Source organism: Salinisphaera sp. C84B14 (assembly GCF_040361435.1).
Lineage (GTDB): Bacteria > Pseudomonadota > Gammaproteobacteria > Nevskiales > Salinisphaeraceae > Salinisphaera.
Genome location: NZ_APNL01000012.1, coordinates 41,182 through 58,433 on the forward strand (window position 1 = coordinate 41,182; position 17,252 = coordinate 58,433).

General features: G+C 64.0%; 18 protein-coding genes and 1 tRNA gene. 8 read left to right on the top strand and 11 right to left on the bottom strand.

Going from position 1 to position 17,252, the window contains the following annotated elements; translation table 11 throughout:
• Window positions 1-71 precede the first annotated feature (71 nt).
• Window positions 72-148, bottom strand: a tRNA-Arg gene (locus C84B14_RS11570).
• 136 nt (window positions 149-284) lie between these two features.
• Between C84B14_RS11570 and C84B14_RS11575 the strand changes: the two genes are divergently transcribed.
• Window positions 285-776 (top strand): c-type cytochrome, encoded by a 492-nt coding sequence (locus tag C84B14_RS11575; protein ID WP_348767742.1) that lies wholly within the window; start codon window positions 285-287, stop codon window positions 774-776.
• Window positions 777-831: 55 nt separating this feature from the next.
• Here C84B14_RS11575 and C84B14_RS11580 read toward each other — a convergent pair whose 3' ends face one another.
• A complete protein-coding gene (locus C84B14_RS11580; RefSeq protein ID WP_353224246.1) occupies window positions 832-1,419 on the bottom strand; it encodes a TetR/AcrR family transcriptional regulator in 588 nt (195 codons plus the stop codon).
• Between the two features lie 82 nt (window positions 1,420-1,501).
• On the opposite strand from C84B14_RS11580, the gene C84B14_RS11585 reads away from it, so the two are divergent.
• Window positions 1,502-1,969 (top strand): nuclear transport factor 2 family protein, encoded by a 468-nt coding sequence (locus tag C84B14_RS11585; protein WP_353224248.1) that lies wholly within the window; start codon window positions 1,502-1,504, stop codon window positions 1,967-1,969.
• A 54-nt stretch (window positions 1,970-2,023) separates the two neighbouring features.
• Here the strand turns inward: C84B14_RS11585 and C84B14_RS11590 are convergent, their stop codons facing one another.
• The 4 genes from C84B14_RS11590 to C84B14_RS11605 all read right to left on the bottom strand — a co-directional run bounded on the left by C84B14_RS11590 (window position 2,024) and on the right by C84B14_RS11605 (window position 6,877).
• Window positions 2,024-4,027 carry a UvrD-helicase domain-containing protein gene (locus tag C84B14_RS11590; protein ID WP_353224249.1) on the bottom strand — a complete coding sequence of 668 codons (2,004 nt, stop codon included), beginning with the start codon at window positions 4,025-4,027 and terminating at the stop codon, window positions 2,024-2,026.
• Window positions 4,028-4,138: 111 nt separating this feature from the next.
• Entirely contained in the window at window positions 4,139-4,876 is a 738-nt protein-coding gene (locus tag C84B14_RS11595) for a TorF family putative porin (protein ID WP_348767738.1), read from the bottom strand.
• Between the two features lie 223 nt (window positions 4,877-5,099).
• Window positions 5,100-6,617: a YifB family Mg chelatase-like AAA ATPase gene (locus tag C84B14_RS11600; protein ID WP_353224251.1), complete on the bottom strand. Its 1,518-nt coding sequence runs from the start codon at window positions 6,615-6,617 to the stop codon at window positions 5,100-5,102.
• Window positions 6,618-6,625: 8 nt separating this feature from the next.
• Window positions 6,626-6,877 carry an accessory factor UbiK family protein gene (locus tag C84B14_RS11605; RefSeq protein WP_353224253.1) on the bottom strand — a complete coding sequence of 84 codons (252 nt, stop codon included), beginning with the start codon at window positions 6,875-6,877 and terminating at the stop codon, window positions 6,626-6,628.
• 268 nt (window positions 6,878-7,145) lie between these two features.
• On the opposite strand from C84B14_RS11605, the gene glnK reads away from it, so the two are divergent.
• The 6 genes from glnK to C84B14_RS11635 all read left to right on the top strand — a co-directional run bounded on the left by glnK (window position 7,146) and on the right by C84B14_RS11635 (window position 12,205).
• Window positions 7,146-7,484 (top strand): P-II family nitrogen regulator, encoded by a 339-nt coding sequence (glnK, locus tag C84B14_RS11610; protein ID WP_348767735.1) that lies wholly within the window; start codon window positions 7,146-7,148, stop codon window positions 7,482-7,484.
• Between the two features lie 45 nt (window positions 7,485-7,529).
• The gene (locus C84B14_RS11615) at window positions 7,530-8,819 is read left to right on the top strand and encodes an ammonium transporter AmtB (protein ID WP_353224255.1); all 1,290 of its coding nucleotides are present in this window, start codon (window positions 7,530-7,532) and stop codon (window positions 8,817-8,819) included.
• A gap of 230 nt (window positions 8,820-9,049) precedes the next feature.
• Window positions 9,050-10,351, top strand: a complete 1,302-nt coding sequence (locus C84B14_RS11620) for an ammonium transporter (protein ID WP_353224257.1) — start codon at window positions 9,050-9,052, stop codon at window positions 10,349-10,351.
• Between the two features lie 72 nt (window positions 10,352-10,423).
• Window positions 10,424-10,762, top strand: coding sequence for a P-II family nitrogen regulator (locus C84B14_RS11625; protein WP_293623433.1), 339 nt, complete (start codon window positions 10,424-10,426; stop codon window positions 10,760-10,762).
• Window positions 10,763-10,805: 43 nt separating this feature from the next.
• Complete coding sequence (locus tag C84B14_RS11630; protein ID WP_353224259.1) at window positions 10,806-11,417, top strand: ABC transporter ATP-binding protein; 612 nt, start codon at window positions 10,806-10,808, stop codon at window positions 11,415-11,417.
• Window positions 11,408-12,205, top strand: a complete 798-nt coding sequence (locus C84B14_RS11635) for an ABC transporter permease (protein WP_353224261.1) — start codon at window positions 11,408-11,410, stop codon at window positions 12,203-12,205. Before C84B14_RS11630 ends, C84B14_RS11635 begins: the two co-directional genes overlap by 10 nt.
• A 16-nt stretch (window positions 12,206-12,221) precedes the next feature.
• On the opposite strand, the gene C84B14_RS11640 is transcribed toward C84B14_RS11635, so the two are convergent.
• Genes C84B14_RS11640 through C84B14_RS11660 form a run of 5 tightly spaced genes read right to left on the bottom strand, consistent with a single transcriptional unit; the run spans window position 12,222 to window position 17,188 of the window.
• Window positions 12,222-13,409, bottom strand: a complete 1,188-nt coding sequence (locus C84B14_RS11640; protein WP_353224263.1) for a phospholipase D-like domain-containing protein — start codon at window positions 13,407-13,409, stop codon at window positions 12,222-12,224.
• Window positions 13,410-13,422: 13 nt separating this feature from the next.
• Window positions 13,423-14,481 carry a TIGR04283 family arsenosugar biosynthesis glycosyltransferase gene (locus tag C84B14_RS11645; protein ID WP_353224368.1) on the bottom strand — a complete coding sequence of 353 codons (1,059 nt, stop codon included), beginning with the start codon at window positions 14,479-14,481 and terminating at the stop codon, window positions 13,423-13,425.
• On the bottom strand, window positions 14,454-15,470 hold the full coding sequence (locus C84B14_RS11650; protein ID WP_353224265.1) for a hydrolase: 1,017 nt from the start codon (window positions 15,468-15,470) through the stop codon (window positions 14,454-14,456). Before C84B14_RS11650 ends, C84B14_RS11645 begins: the two co-directional genes overlap by 28 nt.
• A gap of 45 nt (window positions 15,471-15,515) precedes the next feature.
• A complete protein-coding gene (mtgA, locus tag C84B14_RS11655) occupies window positions 15,516-16,223 on the bottom strand; it encodes a monofunctional biosynthetic peptidoglycan transglycosylase (RefSeq protein ID WP_353224267.1) in 708 nt (235 codons plus the stop codon).
• Window positions 16,220-17,188 carry a lipid-binding SYLF domain-containing protein gene (locus C84B14_RS11660; RefSeq protein WP_353224269.1) on the bottom strand — a complete coding sequence of 323 codons (969 nt, stop codon included), beginning with the start codon at window positions 17,186-17,188 and terminating at the stop codon, window positions 16,220-16,222. The genes mtgA and C84B14_RS11660 overlap by 4 nt, the downstream gene beginning before the upstream one ends.
• Between the last annotated feature and the right edge of the window lie 64 nt (window positions 17,189-17,252).

Consider the following 17,252-nt stretch of genomic DNA (forward strand, 5'->3'; position numbering starts at 1 on the left):
TGTCTGTCTATCGCAGGTTCGAATGATTGTCGATATACCAATAAAAAACCCGCCTGCGGCGGGTGTTTTATTGGTGCGCCCGGCAGGATTCGAACCTGCGACCTTCGGCTTCGGAGGCCGACACTCTATCCAGCTGAGCTACGGGCGCATCGGCGCCGCAAAGGATACGCACCCGCCGGCGCCGCGTCCATCCTCGTTGCGTACACGTATCCGTGTGAGCGCTAAAATCCGTTATACTGCGCGCGATTCCGCGCATCGTTCGACCACGCAACATAAAGCTTGCCATGACCGCCAATACCGACCAGACATTCTTTCGCGCTTTTACCATCGTACTTGGCGCGCTGTTCCTGATCACGATCGCGGCCATTGTGGGCGCGCGGCTGATTTCCGGCGCGGGTGACAGCGGCGAGATGCGCCCTGAACAGCTCTCGCGCGTGAAGGATCGAACCGAACCGGTGTATGCGGTCAATACCGATCCGAACGCGACGTCGGTTGCCGCCGCGGGCGACGACAGCGGCGGCGAGCCCATGTCCGGCGAAGAAGTCTATGCCAACGTCTGTTCGGCCTGTCATACCTCCGGGGTGGCCGGTGCGCCGAAGACGTCCGATACCGCGGAATGGACGAAACGTCTCGACGAGCAGGGCAAGGACACGCTCTACTCGCGCGCGATCAACGGCTACAAGGGCATGCCGGCCAAGGGCGGCAACCCCGATCTTTCCGAAGAGGAAATGCATAACGCCGTGGACCACATCCTCAGCGAAGCCGGCGCGACCTAAGCGGCTCAACGTCAGCGCTATGCGTTATTAAAAGCCGCCCCACGGGGCGGCTTTTTTATGCCTGGCTGGCGGACGGGGCGATACCGGCCACGCATTGAACCAAAGCGTCAAGATCGGCGACGACCGCTAACGCCGGCTCCCCGCTCTGCACGCGCATGATCGCGCCATCGATCGCCAGCGCGATCTGGCTGGCTTTGGGCTGGGTGCCAGCATTCTGTTTACCCAGACAGCTCGCCACCGCCGCAATCATCTGCTTTTTGTGCATGCGCGCCGCGCGATTCACGCTGGCCAGCGCCTGGCCGTATTCACCCACGCTGTTGAGAAATGCACAGCCACGAAACTCGGGGCCGGCCAGCCACTCGCCAAGCGCCGGCGCGATTGCCTTTGGGTTGCCGCCCTGGCGTGCGAGCGCCTGAACAAACCACTCGAGCCAACGCTCATGCCGCGCCTGCAGAAACGCCTCGACCAGCGCATCCTTGCTGGCGAAATGGCGATAGAAGGTGGCCTTGGTCACGCTGGCTTCGGCAATGAGTGCGTTGGTGCCCGTTGCCCGAATTCCGTCGCGATAGAACAGCCGCTGCGCGGCCTGGAGAATGCGCTGGCGCGGTGGCGCGTGGGCCTCGACGGATATGTTTTCGATCATGCGAACAGTGTAGACAGGTCGGTCTACATGCGCCAGACTTCGCTTATGTAGACAAACCGGTCTACCCATCGCGAGGACCGCCATGACCATCAAAGCCCCCGTACCACCGTTCGATCCCGACAGCGCCGCCCGCAAGGTTCGCCTCGCTGAAGATGCCTGGAACAGCCGCGACCCCAGCCGCGTCGTGCTGGCCTATACGCCCGACAGCAGCTGGCGTAATCGAGTGGAATTCTTGAACGGCCGCGATGCGATACACGCCTTTCTGCAGCGCAAATGGCAGCGCGAGCTGGAGTATCGACTCATCAAGTCGTTATGGACCTACGCCGAGGATCGTATCGCCGTGCGCTTTGCCTATGAATATCGCGACGATACCGGCCAGTGGTATCGAGCCTATGGCAACGAGAACTGGCAGTTCGACGCCGCCGGCCTGATGCATACCCGCCTCGCCAGCATCAACGACTGCCCGATTTGCCCGGATGAACGACTGTTCTTCTGGCCCCAGGGACGGCGGCCGGACGACCACCCGGGGCTGACCGATCTGGGCCTTTGAACACGGACAACAGCCATCCTGCACGCCGCCCGGTCGGGCCGGGCGCACCCTGTTTCAATCCGCGTTTTCGCCCAGCATGGCCTTGAGCGCGGCGAGCTGGCTGCGGCCATGCTCGGCTTCGGCTTTCGGGTCGCGCTTGCGTGCCTGTGGCCAGTCGATTTCGTCCTTGGGCAGCTCTTCCAGAAACCGGCTGGGGGTGCTGTCGGTATTTTCGCCGCCCCGCCGGCGCTGGCGTGCATAGCTCAACGACAGCGTTTTGCGCGCCCGGGTGATGCCGACATAGAGCAGCCGGCGTTCTTCTTCGATCTTTTCGTCGTCCATGCAGGCATGGTGCGGCAAGAGCCCTTCTTCCATGCCGACCAGAAACACGTGGTCGAACTCCAGCCCCTTGGCGGCATGCAGGGTAAGCAGATGCACCTGGTTTTCGATGTCCTTTTCGCTCTGATTGGCAAAGTCCATGAGGCTGAGCCGGCGCACCACTTCGTCGAGCCCGCGCGGCGTGCCGTCGCTGTTTTCTTCCATATGCCCGAGCCAGCCGAGAAATTCGTCGACGTTCTCGAGGCGCTTGCGGGCAGCGCGCGTATTCGCAGCGGTATCGCGTAGCCAGTCGCGATAGCCGATATCGGAAATCAGCTGCACCACCAATTCCTTGGCGGGCATGGATTCGCCGTCGCGCGCGAGACAACGCGCCCAGTCCACGAACTCGGCCAGCCGCCGGCCGGCGCGATCGCCCACGCCGCCGGCCAGCCCCACGCCGCGGGCGGCATCGAACAGGCTCAGGTGCCGACTGCCGGCATAACGGGCCAGGGCTTCCAGCGTGGCCGGCCCGATTTCGCGACGTGGCAGATTCACCACCCGCAGGAAGGCGGCGTCATCGTCCGGGTTGACCAGTAGCTTGAGGTAGGCGGCGAGGTCCCGAATTTCACTGCGTTCGAAAAACGACCGTCCACCGGAGACGCGATACGGAATCTGGCGCTCGCGCATGGCTTTTTCGAACGCGCGCGACTGGAAATTGCCACGATAGAGTACGGCGTAATCGCCGAAGGCGTTGCCGGTGCGCAGCCGGTGCGACGAGATTTCGCTGGCCACGCGATCGGCCTCGCCGGCCTCGTCGGCACAGGCGAGCACGCGGATACGATCGCCCGCGCCCATCGCACTCCACAGGTTCTTTTCGTACACGCGGGCGTTGGCCGAGATGAGCGTGTTCGCCGCCGACAGCACATTGCCCACCGAGCGATAATTCTGTTCGAGCTTGATGACCTTCAAATGCGGAAAGTCGCGCGACAGATCGGCGATATTGCCGGGGCGCGCGCCGCGCCAGGCATAAATCGACTGGTCGTCGTCGCCCACCACGGTAAAGGCCGCGCGCACGCCGGCCAGCAGGCGCATGAGTTCGTACTGGGCCGCGTTGGTGTCCTGATACTCGTCCACCAGCAGGTAACGAAAACGATTCTGCCAGCGCTCGCGGGCGGCCGCGTCCTCGCGCAGAAGTTGCACCGGCAGACTGAGCAGATCGTCGAAATCCACTGCGTTATAGGCCTTCAATCGACGCTGATATTCGGCATAGGCCCGTGCGATCGCCTGTTCGGAACCGGCCGCGCTCGCCGCGGCGGCCTCGGGGTCCATCAAGGCCGACTTCCATGCGCTGATGGTAAAACGCGCGGTCTTGCGCAGCTCGGCATCCTTGCCAATCAGGTCGGCCAGCAGCTTGTCCGCGTCTTCGGCATCGAAGATCGAAAAGCGCGGCTTGTAGCCCAATGCGGCATGCTCGGCACGAATCATCTGCAGGCCGAGGCTGTGAAAGGTGCTGACGGTCAGCCCGCGGGCCGCATCGCCGTCGATGAGCTTCGAGGCGCGCTGCTTCATCTCGCGGGCGGCCTTGTTGGTGAAGGTCACCGCCGCGATGCGGTCGCCCGCATAACCGTTCTTGATGAGATGCGCGATCTTGCGGGTAATAACGCCGGTTTTGCCCGAACCGGCACCGGCGAGCACGAGCAACGGGCCGTCGAGATAACGGACCGCCGCGTCCTGTTGGGGGTTGAGCTTGGGAGTCGCCATGGGCGGCAGAGTCTAGCAGCTAGCGCGACGTGCGCAGACGGTCGATCGCGTATCGACAGGCACAAAAAAGCCGGCCCGAAGGCCGGCTTGGTTCAGCCGCTCAAGACGCGTTTAGAACGATTTGCTGATCGTGCCCACCGCGGTCGCGCCACAGATGTTGGCACCGCCGCAGGCGGCATCGTCCAGGTCGGTATCGACATAGGCGACCGACCAGTCGAGGCCGAACTGGGTGGTCCCCAGCGAGATCGACCAGTCCGCATAGTCTTCGAAATACAGCTCGTTGTCGTCGACGGTCTGGTAGCCGGCATGGGCGCCCAGCGTCAGCCATTCTTCCAGCGGGAATTCGAAGCTGGCGTTGTAGTAGAAGGCATCGCCGGATTCGTTATAGAAATCGTCGCTGTAGGACACGGAGAACGCCGCCGACATGTTGTCGTCGCTGTAGGCGATACCGGGCGTGTATTCCCAGAAGTCGATTTCGTTGTTGTCGCCGGCCGTGCTTGCGCCCGGGTAGTAGTAGTAGAGGACGTTGAAATCGAGCGCCCAGTGTTCGCTCAGCGCCAGACCGTAGCCGACATAGAAATCGATCTCGGCCTGGGCACCGTTATCGCCGGTGACCGGGCTGGGGTTAAAGTTGTCGACGTTCGACGCCCAGGTGCCCATGTACAGGCCGCTGTCGAGGGCATAATCGAACCCGCCTTGAATCGCGAAGTCGCGATCGGTCTGTGACACACCGCGATAACGGTAGTCAGTGGTGAAGGCCACGTTGGCACTGGCTTCGGCGGCGATCGCGCTGGCGCTGGATACGGTCGCGACCGCTGCCGCGCAGCCGATTAGAAGTTGTTTTTTCATCTCGGTTTTTGCTCCCTTTGCAAAAAATCTCGTAGCGAGAAACCCCAAACGCGGCCTAGGCCTTGAACGGGACAGTGGCCGTTGATGCACGAGACATGCCAAACCGGCAGACGTGATCAACCGTTCAACCCGGGCCACACCTTTGCCAATACGTCTGCGCCCTATCGATCGGACGCGGGCGCCTCTGGCATGAGCCCGGCCAGATCACACTTTTATTACAAAATCAGGACGTCGCGTTTCGATCGAGCTGTCGATAGCCGATGGCTTCGGCCACGTGGCCGGCGTTGATGGTGTCGGCGCCGGCGAGATCGGCAATGGTGCGCGCGACACGCAGAATACGGTGGTAGGCACGGGCCGACAGCCCCAATCTGGCGATCGCCTGCTCCAAAATAGAGCGCGCACTTTTTTCGAGCAGGCAATACGTATCGATATCGGCCGGCCGTAGGCACGCATTCGGGCCGTGGCCCCGTGCAGCCGCCTGCTGGCGGGCAACGACGACCCGCTCGCGCACTTCGGTGCTGCTTTCTGCGCGCTCGGCCTGTGCACCACCCATGAGCACATCGCGGCCGACGGGCGCTACATTGAGATGCATGTCGATGCGATCCAGCAAGGGGCCGGAAATGCGATCGCGATAGCGTGAAATACGCTCTGGCGTGCAGTTACAGCGGCCCGAGGCATCGCCGAGGTAACCGCAGGGGCAAGGATTCATCGCGGCAATCAGCTGAAACGCCGCCGGAAATTCGGCCTGACGCGCGGCCCTGGAGATCACGATATGCCCGGATTCGAGCGGCTCGCGCAGCACTTCCAGTACGCGCCGATCAAATTCGGGCAGTTCGTCGAGAAACAGCACGCCGTTGTGGGCAAGCGTGATTTCGCCCGGGCGCGGGGTGGAGCCGCCGCCCACCAACGCCACGCCCGAGGCGGTATGGTGCGGGGCACGAAACGGACGTCGGCCCCAGTTTTCGGGAGAGAAGCCGCCGGGCGAAATCGAGGCCACGGCCGCGCTCTGCATTGCCTGTTCCTGGGTCATGGCCGGCAGCAGGCCCGGCAGCCGGCAGGCCAGCATGGTCTTGCCCGCCCCCGGCGGGCCGATCAGCAGCAGCGAGTGCCCGCCGGCCGCCGCGATTTCAAGGGCCCGCTTGGCCTGCTGCTGGCCGCGCACGTCGGCCATGTCTTCATGTATCGAGGGCGTATGCCCGGCTGCCGGCTGCGGGCGATGCCAGAGCGCCTCGTCGCCGGCGAGGCTGGCGGCCACGTCCGCCAAATGGGCCGCCGCAAACGCCCCGTCCGGGGCGGCCAGCGCGGCTTCCGGGCCGTTGTCCTCGGGTACGACGAGCACCCGCCGGGCCTGGTTTGCGGCCAGCGCCGCGGGCAACGCCCCGCGCACGCCGCGCAGCGCACCGGATAGCGACAACTCGCCCAGGAATTCGTAGCCGGACACGCTCTCGCCCGGAATCTGGCCCGAGGCAGCGAGTATGCCCAGCGCGATCGCCAGGTCGAAACGCCCGCCCTCCTTGGGCAGATCCGCGGGCGCGAGGTTGACCGTTATCCGACGGGTCGGAAACTCGTAGCCGCTGTTGACAATCGCCGCGCGTACGCGGTCCTTGCTTTCCTTGACCTCGGTTTCCGGCAGGCCAACGATCGCCAGCGCGGGCAGCCCGCCGGCCAGGTCGACCTCGACCGTCACCGCCGGCGCTTCCAGGCCGGTCTGGGCTCGGCTGTGTACCGTCGCCAGGGCCACCGTGGGCGCTAGCGGCTGGCGGCGTTGTCGCGTTCGGCTTCCAGCGCGGCCACCTGCGTTTCCAGCGCGTCGAGCTTGCGGCGCGTGTGCGCAAGCATTTCACGCGCGGCTTCGAATTCCTCGCGCGGCACCAGGTCGAGTCGCGCCAGCTGACCCTGAAGAATCGTACGGAAATTGGCGTGCAATTCGTCGCGCAGCGGCGCCACCTGGGGCGGCAGAGCCTGGGCGAGACGGGCAGCGATATCTTCGATAGAGCGCATAAGCGGCTAAGACGACCTTGATGTTTAAAACAACAGCATGACGCGAACGCCCGCCCGACGCAAAAGCGCCTTGCACTTTTTTGGTGCGATGCATTCACGGCCCGTCAACGGCCGTTCAACAAGTCCTCGAATACGCCCCTAACCGACTGTTTTTAATGCCTTGGCACGGTGAGTGCTTAGACCGGTTCGCAATCTCTCGCCTGCACGTCCCGAATGCTTGAATGCGAGGCAACGGGGCGTGCGATACCGCATGACAGGAGCAGGTCATATGAAATTAATCGCAGCCGTAATCAAGCCGTTCAAGCTCGATGAGGTCCGCGAAGCGCTTTCCGAGGTCGGTGTGCAAGGCATCACCGTGACCGAGGTCAAGGGTTTCGGACGTCAGAAAGGCCATACGGAACTCTACCGCGGTGCTGAATACGTGGTCGATTTTCTACCCAAGGTGAAGATCGAAGTCGCGATCGAGGAGTCCGAACTCGAATCGGCCGTGGAAGCAATCTCCAAGGCGGCCCATACCGGCAAGATCGGCGACGGCAAGATCTTCGTCACCGAGCTGGAACAGGCCATCCGTATCCGCACCGGCGAAACGGGCAAGGACGCGCTTTAAGCCGCGCCCGCGTAACGCCTTAAATTTCGAGGGAAACCCCACGCCATGGAAAACAATATCTTCGAATTGCAGTATGCAATCGATACCTTCTACTTTTTGATCTGCGGGGCACTGGTCATGTGGATGGCCGCCGGCTTCACCATGCTGGAAGGCGGCCTGGTTCGTGCCAAGAACACGACCGAAATCCTGACCAAGAACATCGCGCTGTACTCGATCTCCTGCATCATGTACATGATCTGCGGCTACATGATCATGTACGACGGCAGCCTGTTCCTGAACGGCATTGCCGGCGGCGACAACCTGGTACAGGAAGCCCTGGCCGCCTCGGCCGAAAACGGCTTCGGCGGCGATTCGGTATATGCCGACGCTTCCGACTTCTTCTTCCAGGTGGTGTTCGTGGCCACGGCCATGTCGGTGGTGTCCGGCGCGGTTGCCGAACGCATGAAGCTGTGGGCCTTCCTGGGCTTTGCGGTAATCATGACCGGCTTCATCTATCCGATGGAAGGCTCCTGGTCGTGGAACGGCGCCGACGTGTTCGGCCTGTACAACTTCGACGATTTCGGCGGCTTCTCCGACTTTGCCGGCTCCGGCATCGTGCATATGGCCGGCGCTGCCGCGGCCCTGGCCGGTGTGCTGCTGCTTGGCCCGCGTAAGGGCAAGTTCCGCGCCGACGGCACCGTCGGCGCCATCCCGGGCGCCAACCTGCCGCTGGCCGCACTCGGCACGCTGATCCTGTGGATGGGCTGGTTCGGCTTTAACGGCGGTTCCGTGCTCAAGCTCGGTGATATCGCCAGCGCCAACTCGGTGGCCATGGTGTTCTTGAACACCAACACCGCCGCCGCTGGTGGCCTGGTCGCGGCCCTTCTGCTCGCCCGTGCCATGTTCGGCAAAGGCGATTTGACCATGGCGCTCAACGGCGCGCTGGCCGGTCTGGTGGTGATCACCGCCGAGCCTTCGACCCCGAGCCCGCTCGTGGCGACCCTGTTCGGTGCCGCTGGCGGCATCCTGGTGGTGTTCTCGATCCTGGCGCTGGACAAACTCAAGATCGACGACCCGGTGGGCGCGATCTCGGTGCATGGTGTCTGTGGTCTGCTCGGCCTGCTGGTGGTGCCGATCACGAATGACGGTGCCAGCTTTGGCGGCCAGATCGTCGGCGCGCTGACCATCTTCGTGTGGGTGTTCGTGACCAGCCTGATCGTCTGGGGCATCCTCAAGGCGGTTGTCGGCATCCGCGTCTCGGAAGAAGAGGAAGTCGAGGGCGTGGATCTGGGCGAATGCGGCATGGAAGCCTATCCGGAGTTCACCTCCGGCGGCAGCCGTCGCTCGATGTCCTAAATCGCAAACGCTCGCGAGCGATTGCGCATCGAAGAGGCCCCGGCAACGGGGCCTCTTTTTTTTGCGTGATCCCGCCACCCGGACGCCGTGCCCTATCGCACACGCTGCCCCACGGCAGACATCGCCGATTACCCTGTTCGCAATACCGCATCTTCATTCTCGGCATCGGCAACACGGGGGCCGGCTTCGCTATACTTCGCGGCGATCGATTCAGACCGCCCCGAAACGCCATGCTGCCAACCAAAACGCTTCACCTCCCGGCTTTCTTCCTGCTTCTGGCCAGCAGCCTGCCGGCCGCCGCCGCGCCGGTAATCGACGGTGCCGATACCGCCTGGGTCATGACCACGACCGCACTGGTGCTATTCATGACGCTGCCGGGGCTGGCGTTGTTCTATGGCGGGCTGGTGCGGGTACGCAACGTGCTGTCGGTACTCATGCAGTGCTTCGCCATTTGTGCGCTGGCCTCTCTGCTCTGGGTGATCTGCGGCTACAGCCTGGCGTTCTCCGAGGGCAATGCCTTCATTGGCGGCCTCGACAAGCTTTTCTTTGCCGGCGTGGGCGTGTCCAGCGTGGCCGGCACGATTCCCGAACCCGTGTTCGCCCTGTTCCAGATGACATTCGCGGTCATCACGCCGGCGCTCATCATCGGCGGCTTCGCGGAGCGGTTTCGATTCGCCACCCTGCTTGTGTTTACTGCGGCATGGTTGCTTCTGGTCTATGTGCCGGTCACCCACTGGGTGTGGGGCGGCGGCTGGCTGGGCCAACTCGGCCTGCTCGACTTTGCCGGCGGCACGGTCGTACACGTGACCGCGGGCGTAGCGGCACTGGTCGCGGCTATTGTCGTGGGCCCGCGTCACGGCTTTCAGAAGACCGCGATGGCGCCGCACAATCTCACCATGACCGTCTCCGGCGCCGGCATGTTGTGGGTCGGCTGGTTCGGCTTTAACGGCGGCAGCGCCCTGGCCGCCAACGGTCAGGCCGGCATGGCCATGCTGGTCACGCATCTGTCGGCCGCTGCCGGCTGTCTGACCTGGATGGCGGCCGAATGGATTCGTTTCGGCAAGCCGAGCGTGCTCGGTATCGTGACCGGCATGGTCGCCGGCCTGGGCACCATCACCCCGGCCTCCGGCTATGTGGGCCCGGGCGGCGCGATCATCATCGGCATCCTCGCCGGCGTGGTCTGTTTTACCGCCACGCTCTGGGTCGAGCGCAGCCTGCGTATCGACGATTCGCTGGACGTGTTTCCGGTGCACGGCGTGGGCGGCATTATCGGTACGCTGCTGGCCGGCGTGTTCGCCTCCACCCATCTCGGCCCTTTCTCGGGCCAGGGCTTTGCCGCGGGTATCGAAAGCATCGTTGCCCAGGTCGGCATTCAGGCGCTTGGCGTGGCGTCGGTGTTCGTCTATACCGGCGTGCTGACCTGGATCATCCTCAAGGTGCTCCAGGCAACCATGGGTCTGCGCGTGGCCGTGGAGAACGAACAGGTCGGCCTCGATATCTTCGAACATGAAGAACGCGGCTACGATCTCTAGGCCACACCTTTGCTGGCAGCGTGCGCGCCAGCTGTTAGACTCGCTGGCATCAGAAATGAGGAGTTTCAAACCATGAAAATGGTTACCGCCGTCATCAAGCCCTTTCGTCTCGACGATGTCCGTGAAGCACTCGCCGAAGTGGGCGTACACGGCACCACCATGACCGAAGTCAAAGGCTTCGGGCGCCAGAAAGGCCATACCGAACTCTATCGCGGCGCCGAATATGCCGTGGACTTCCTGCCCAAGGTCAAACTCGAAGTCGCAGTGGCCGACGACCGCGTGGAAGCGGTGGTCGAAGCCATTGTGGAAGCCGCCAAGACCGGTCAGATCGGGGACGGCAAGATCTTCGTACACAACCTCGAACAGGTCGTACGTATTCGTACTGGCGAAACGGACCGCGACGCGATCTGATCGGCTGCCCGCGTCGGCGTTGGGTCGGACCCGGCAGCGCGGCGTGAGCACGACACGTTTCCAGGCCATCGGGCTGGCGACCGGCGCGATCGGTCCGGTCGACATCTCGATTGCGGCCGGCGAATGCCTGGGGCTGAGCGCGCCCTCGGGTGCGGGCAAGACCCGTCTTTTGCGCGCCATGGCCGACCTGGACGCACACCACGGCGAGTGTCGCCTCGACGGCGTGGCTGCCGTAGACATGCCGGCGCCGGAGTGGCGCCGGCGTGTCGCCTTTCTGGCCGCGGAATCGGCCTGGTGGGCGGATACACCCCGGCCGCACTTCGAGCGCGACTGCGCCCCCCTGCTGGACGCCCTCGACCTGTCAATATCGCTGCTCGACCAGCCGATCGAACGCCTGTCCTCCGGGCAGAAACAACGTCTGGCGCTTGCGCGCACCCTGGCCCTCACGCCCGACGTGCTCCTGCTGGACGAGCCCACCGCCAATCTCGACGATCGCAATATCGAGCGCGTGGAGCGACTCGTCGGCGACTATCTGTCGAGCCGGCGCGCCTGCTGTATCTGGGTAAGCCACGATCGCGCGCAGCGTGAGCGGGTCGCCTCATCGCAATGCCAACTGGATAGCACAGGCCAGCCGATCGAGGCGTCATGCAACTGATTTCGCTGTCGTTTTTTGATCTGGCACTGGCCGCTATCGCGGTCCTGGCATTGGCAGCCACCACTGCGGCCATGAAGCTGGGCGTCACGCGCACGCTGCTCGTCGCGGCGGTGCGCACCGCGGCCCAGCTCGCGCTCGTGGGCTTGATCCTGGAGGCCATATTCGCCCAGGAGCGCCTGTTATGGGTGGCGCTGATGGCGTTCGTAATGCTGCTGCTGGCCGGCCGCGAGGCCGCGAGCCGGCAGAAGCGCCGCTTTACGGGCGGCTACGGCTTTCTGGCCGGCACCGCGTCGATGTTTTTGTCGTCGTTCGTGACCGCGGTCGCCACGCTCGTGATCGTGATCCGCGTGGAGCCCTGGTATACCCCGCAATACGCGATTCCGCTGCTGGGCATGCTGCTGGGCAATACGATGACCGGCATCGCCTTGTCCATGGATCGGCTCACCCAGGAAGTCTGGCGCGGCGCGACCGTGGTAGAAACCCGACTGGCCCTGGGCGCGACCGCCGGCCAGGCGATCGCCGATATGCGCCGCGATGCGATGCGCGCGGGCCTCATTCCCATGCTCAACGCCATGGCCGCGGCCGGCATCATCAGCCTGCCCGGCATGATGACCGGCCAGATTCTGGCCGGCAGCCCGCCTTGGGAGGCGGTCAAGTATCAGATATTGATCATGTTTCTGATCGCCGCCGGCACCGGCTTTGGCACCCTGCTGGCGGTCGAGCTGGGCACCCGGCGCCTGTTCGACGAACGCCACCGGCTACGCCTGGATCGCCTGCGCCGCGTCTGAAGCGGTGCCGCGGCGCTCAGGCCTGAGGCTTGAGAATACGGCTGAGCAACTCCTTGAGCCGCTGCAAAACGCCGCGCTTTTCCCAGTTTTCGAGCGTGACCTGGTGGCAACGTTCACGATCGTCGTCAAAATCGGCGTCGAGGGCAGCGAAGGTGGGCGGATCGATCATGGCAATGGCGATTTCGTCGTCCTTGCCCATCGAGCGATGGTTGAAGTTCGCCGAACCGCTGATCGCGACCACGTCGTCGACCAGCACGATCTTGGCGTGCAGCATGGTCGGCTGATAGCGATACAGCTTCACGCCGGCTTCGAGCAGCGGCTGATAGGCATCGTCCGCCGCCGCCCGGGCCACGCGCGAGTCGGTATAGGGCCCCGGCATGAGCACTTCGATCTCGACCCCGCGACGGGCCGCGTTGCAGAGCATGTCGATGGTGGCGGTATCAGGCACGAAATAGCCGGTGGTGATCCGCAGCCGATGCCGAGCCAGCGAAATCACCAACCGAAACAGGGTGGCGATATCGCTGTAGTTGACCGCGGCCGAGGTGCGCAACACCTGGACGAGCGCGCCGTTCTTCTCCTCGTCGATTTCCGGATCGGCATATTCCCAGCTGTCGTCGAAGCCGCGCTCGCCGGCCTCGACCCAGTTGGACAGAAACGCCCCGCGCAGGCCGTCGACGACCGGGCCGGTCAGACGAAAATGCGTTTCGCGCCATTCATCGGGTTCGCGGGCATCGCCGTCCCATTCGGCGGCGATGCCGACCCCGCCGGTGAAACCGATCCGGTTATCCACCACCAGAATCTTGCGATGGGTGCGGTTGTCGGCCTGCCAGAAGCGCCAGCGCACGGCCGGGCGGAACCAGGCGATCTGTGCGCCGGCCTGGGTCAGATCGTCGAGCACGTCGCGGGGCATGCTGTGTGCGCCGAAACTGTCCAGGAGTATGCGTACCCGCACGCCGGCACGTGCACGCCCGGCCAGCGCATGACCGAATCGCTCGGCGATCTCGCCCTGCCAGTAGATGAAGGTCAGAAAATCGATCGAATACTCGGCGGCCTCGACGGCCTCGATCATGGCCGGAAAAATGCGAACACCGTTGACCAGGCGTTCGATCCGATTACCCGCGGTGAACGGTATACCCAGCGTGCCTTCGAGCGCGCGCCGGTAATCTCTTGGGTCGTGGCTCGAAGCGGATTTGGGCGTATTCATGGCAACAACACGATTATTTGTGTTGCAGCCTACACCACAGCCATAACGGCCCGAAAATCCATGCCAGGCCGGCGACCATCAAAACACCCTGCAGCAGGCGGTTCTGCAGCAGCGGCCGTAGCAGGCGATCATGCAGCCCAAGGGCGTGACGGCGCCTGCCCCACACGGGCTCCAGCGCCACGTCGATTGCCAGAAACGGCTGCCAGCTCTGGGCGAGCGCAATCCCCGCAACTCGCCAGCTCACCGCAATCGATGCGGCGGTGCCACACTCACACCAAAGCGAGGCCAGCAGGCCGATATAAGGCCCAAGCAGGAGACGTTCGATCTGGCTCTGGCGAGCGTAGACCCCTGGGGCGCGCTCGAAAAACCGGTCCACGCCGGCGGTGTACATGGCCATGATCAAAGCCATGAGCAGATAGCGCGCACGCTCGCCTTCATTCTCGAAGCGCCGGGCCGATGTTGCCAGCCGGTACGGGCACAGCCGCCACTGACCTGCCTCGACGATGGCCGCCGCCATGCGCTGATCCTCGAGAAACCCAAGGCCGGTATCAAAGCCGCCGAGTTCGTTGAAGAATCGGGTCGCAATGATCAGCCCCTGGTCGCCGTTGATCGTATAGCGCCGGCCGGTCGCGCTCTTGGCTTCCAGATAGCGATAGAAAAACGCATGCCCGGTGGTTTCTCGATCGAAGCTCAGGGCAAAGTGGCCGGCCAGGCGCGCCCGATCGTCCGACCCGAGAGCGTCGATCGCGGCCGCCAGCTGCCGCGGGTGGGTCAGGCGGCTGTCGGCATGCAGAAAGCAAAGCCAGGGATGCGTGGCCCGGGCGGCCGCAGCATTCATCTGCGCGCCGCGTCCGGACGGGCTGAACACCACCTCCGCATGGCCGGCGCGGGCTAGCGCGACGGTTCGATCGGTAGAGCCGCCGTCGGCGACAAGCACCTGCAACACCACGTCGCGCTGGGCCGCCAGGTCGGCCAACAGCGGCCCCAGCGCCTCGGCTTCGTCGATCGCCGGGACGACGACGGTCAGCGCAGCCGGCGCACCGATCAGCCGGTCTCCTCGGCCTCGTTCAATGGATCGTGTGCAGCAAAGCCGGGCAGGCGTTCACGCAGCCAGGCCGGAATGCGCTGTTCGAGCCAGTACACCGGTTCGCCGTAGCGCCCGGCGCTGACAAAGCCCACATGGCCGCCATGGCGGGATACTTCGAGCCGGATAGACGACGACAGGGCATCCGGACCCGGTATGACATCCGGCGCCATGAAGGGGTCGTCTTCGGCATGAATGATCAGTGTGGGCAGACGGATATGCCTGAGAAACGGGCCGCTGCTGGAGCGCTCGTAGTAGTCCTCGGCATCGCGAAAGCCGTTGAGGGGCGCGGTCACAGCATTGTCGAACGAGGGAAAATCCCGCAGTTTGCGAAAATCCGGGTACGGCTGCGGCGCTTCGATGAGCTTGAACTTGGCCTCGTAGGCCTCGCGCAGGCCGTTGATCATATGCGCCTGGTAAATACGCGACAGCCCCTGCTGAATGGCCTGGGCACAGCGCTTGAGATCGTAGGGCACCGATACTGCCGTGGCACAGGCCAGGGGCGCGGCACGTCCCTGTTCGCCAAGATACTTGAGCAATACGTTGCCGCCCAGCGAATAGCCGACCGCGGCCAGCGGCGCCCGCGCAAAGCGCCGGCGTACGTGGCGTACAACGGTATCGAAATCCTCGGTTTCGCCCGAGTGATAGCTGCGGGCAAGACGGTTGGGCTCGGCCGCGCCGCGAAAATGCATCAGCACGCCACGCGCGCCGTGGGCGTCGGCCTGACGCAACAGCCCCCGTGCGTACTTGGATTCCAGCGAGCCGTTCAAGCCGTGAAGCACGATCACGATGGGTGCATCCGCATCGAGCCCGCGCTCGGGCAGCCACGACAGATCCAGAAAGTCGCCGTCGTCCAGCTCCAGGCGCTCGCGCTCGACTTCCAGCGCCGGCGAAGGCCTTACCTTGGACGCAAACACCGTCTGCGCATGCGCATTGCGTAGCCAGAACGCGGGCTCGAAGTCGCTGCGGGTCAGCATGATGCAGATCGAGGGTCGAAAATCGGGTACATATCGACGCCCAGTCTACCGCCCTAGCGTTTCAGCCAGATAACCATCCCCGAGCTGGCGCATCTGACGCATGATCCAGGCCGCCTGGCCCTGAACATAGGGCCCGGGCGACGCCGCGCTGTAGCGCACCGGGTTCGGCAGCACCGCGGCCAGCCTTGCACACTGGCCGGTACTGAGCCGGGCCGCGCTCACGCCGAACAGGCGCTGGGCCGCGGCGCCCACGCCGAACACCCGGTCGTCGAACTGGGCGATATTGAGATACACCTCGAGAATACGGCGCTTGGGCCAGAGCACTTCAAGCCAGAAGGTCAGATAGGCCTCTACGCCCTTGCGGATATAGCTCTTGGCCGGCCAGAGAAAAAGGTTCTTGGCCGTTTGCTGGCTGATGGTACTGGCACCGCGAATGGTGCCGCCCTCGGCGTTGTCGGCCAGCGCGTCGCCAATCGCAGCCCAGACAAAACCATGATGGGTCGGGAAGGTCTGATCTTCGGATGCGACCGCCGCCAGTGGCATGCAGGCCGCCATGTCGTCAATATCGGTCCAGCGATAGAAGATCGTCGGACCGTTGTCGCTGGCCTGACTTTCGAAGTGCACGCGTAGCATGTACGCGGTGACCGGCGGGTTGACCCAGCGCATGACCAGAATCATCGCTGCCGGCGCGAGCAAGAGCACGCCGACAGCGATCAGCACATAGCGAAAAGGGCGTTTAAACAGGACGCTCAATAGTTGCTGTTGCCGCTACCGTAGCCACCGCTGCCCTGCTGGTAGCTGTCGTCGTTGGCGCTGTTCGGCTGGTTGTAGCTGTTGTCGCCGCTGTTGCCGCTGTTGTCCTGGGCATCGTAGTTGCCCTGGCGTACTTCGACGCCGTTACCGCTATCGTAGGGCACGGCCTGGCCACGGCTGTAGTCGTCCTGCTGGCTGCCGCCGTTGCCGGCGTTGCCGTTGTTACCCGAGTCCATGCTGGTGCCACGGGTGGCGGCTTCGCGATCGAAATCTTCCGAGGCCGGCATGTAGCGATCCAGCGTATACACGAACTTCTGGCCCGCCTGGGGCAGCCCGGACTCGTTGCCGTTACGCAGAATCGAGTAGGCGTCGATGCCGGCCTTGTCGTAGAACAGCCAGTTCGCTTCGCGGTCGATGCTGATCTTGCCGCCTTCCAGGGAAACACCGGCGAACAGGCCACGGGCGCGCGAATAGGAATAAACTTCGGCATCGAAGCCCAGGTTGGTCGACGCCCCGGCGCTACGGCCGACCGGCCCGGCCGCCACGGCAGCATCGGCACCGAGATTGACCTGACCGTTGGCGATCTTGTCGATGCTGCGCTGGGTTTTGAATACCAGGATGATATCCGACGAGGAGGCACCGGCCTGCCAGCCGATCGAGCCGCCGGTCAGCGAGATGAACGTCGGATTCGACCAGCTGCCGTCCGCGGTGCGTACCGACAGCACGCCCTTGCCGTGGCGGCCGCCCAGAATGAAGCCGGCCTTGAATACGCTGGGGATGACGGCGATGCCATAGGCCTGCCCGAGCAGCGCCGGCGGGATGGCGTTTTCCGGGATATCGACGAACTGGCGCACCACGGTGGTGGCGTCGTCGAGCTTTTGCTCCTGTTCACTGGCCGCCAACGCGCCCGAGGTGGTCGACAGCAGCACGACCGCTGCCACGAACGCCGTGATCCATTGTTTCATCTATGCTTCCCCTGCTTTCGGAGTTGAGGTCGGCTCATGTGTGCCGACTCGAATCGAGTGTTAC

Bases quoted from the DNA above. Each gene is read 5' to 3' on its own strand.
- C84B14_RS11575 (WP_348767742.1), top strand. From the start codon at position 285: ATGACCGCCAATACCGACCAGACATTCTTTCGCGCTTTTACCATCGTA.
- C84B14_RS11580 (WP_353224246.1), bottom strand. From the start codon at position 1,419: ATGATCGAAAACATATCCGTCGAGGCCCACGCGCCACCGCGCCAGCGC.
- C84B14_RS11585 (WP_353224248.1), top strand. From the start codon at position 1,502: ATGACCATCAAAGCCCCCGTACCACCGTTCGATCCCGACAGCGCCGCC.
- C84B14_RS11590 (WP_353224249.1), bottom strand. From the start codon at position 4,027: ATGGCGACTCCCAAGCTCAACCCCCAACAGGACGCGGCGGTCCGTTAT.
- C84B14_RS11595 (WP_348767738.1), bottom strand. From the start codon at position 4,876: ATGAAAAAACAACTTCTAATCGGCTGCGCGGCAGCGGTCGCGACCGTA.
- C84B14_RS11605 (WP_353224253.1), bottom strand. From the start codon at position 6,877: ATGCGCTCTATCGAAGATATCGCTGCCCGTCTCGCCCAGGCTCTGCCG.
- glnK (WP_348767735.1), top strand. From the start codon at position 7,146: ATGAAATTAATCGCAGCCGTAATCAAGCCGTTCAAGCTCGATGAGGTC.
- C84B14_RS11615 (WP_353224255.1), top strand. From the start codon at position 7,530: ATGGAAAACAATATCTTCGAATTGCAGTATGCAATCGATACCTTCTAC.
- C84B14_RS11620 (WP_353224257.1), top strand. From the start codon at position 9,050: ATGCTGCCAACCAAAACGCTTCACCTCCCGGCTTTCTTCCTGCTTCTG.
- C84B14_RS11625 (WP_293623433.1), top strand. From the start codon at position 10,424: ATGAAAATGGTTACCGCCGTCATCAAGCCCTTTCGTCTCGACGATGTC.
- C84B14_RS11635 (WP_353224261.1), top strand. From the start codon at position 11,408: ATGCAACTGATTTCGCTGTCGTTTTTTGATCTGGCACTGGCCGCTATC.
- C84B14_RS11640 (WP_353224263.1), bottom strand. From the start codon at position 13,409: ATGAATACGCCCAAATCCGCTTCGAGCCACGACCCAAGAGATTACCGG.
- C84B14_RS11650 (WP_353224265.1), bottom strand. From the start codon at position 15,470: ATGCTGACCCGCAGCGACTTCGAGCCCGCGTTCTGGCTACGCAATGCG.
- C84B14_RS11660 (WP_353224269.1), bottom strand. From the start codon at position 17,188: ATGAAACAATGGATCACGGCGTTCGTGGCAGCGGTCGTGCTGCTGTCG.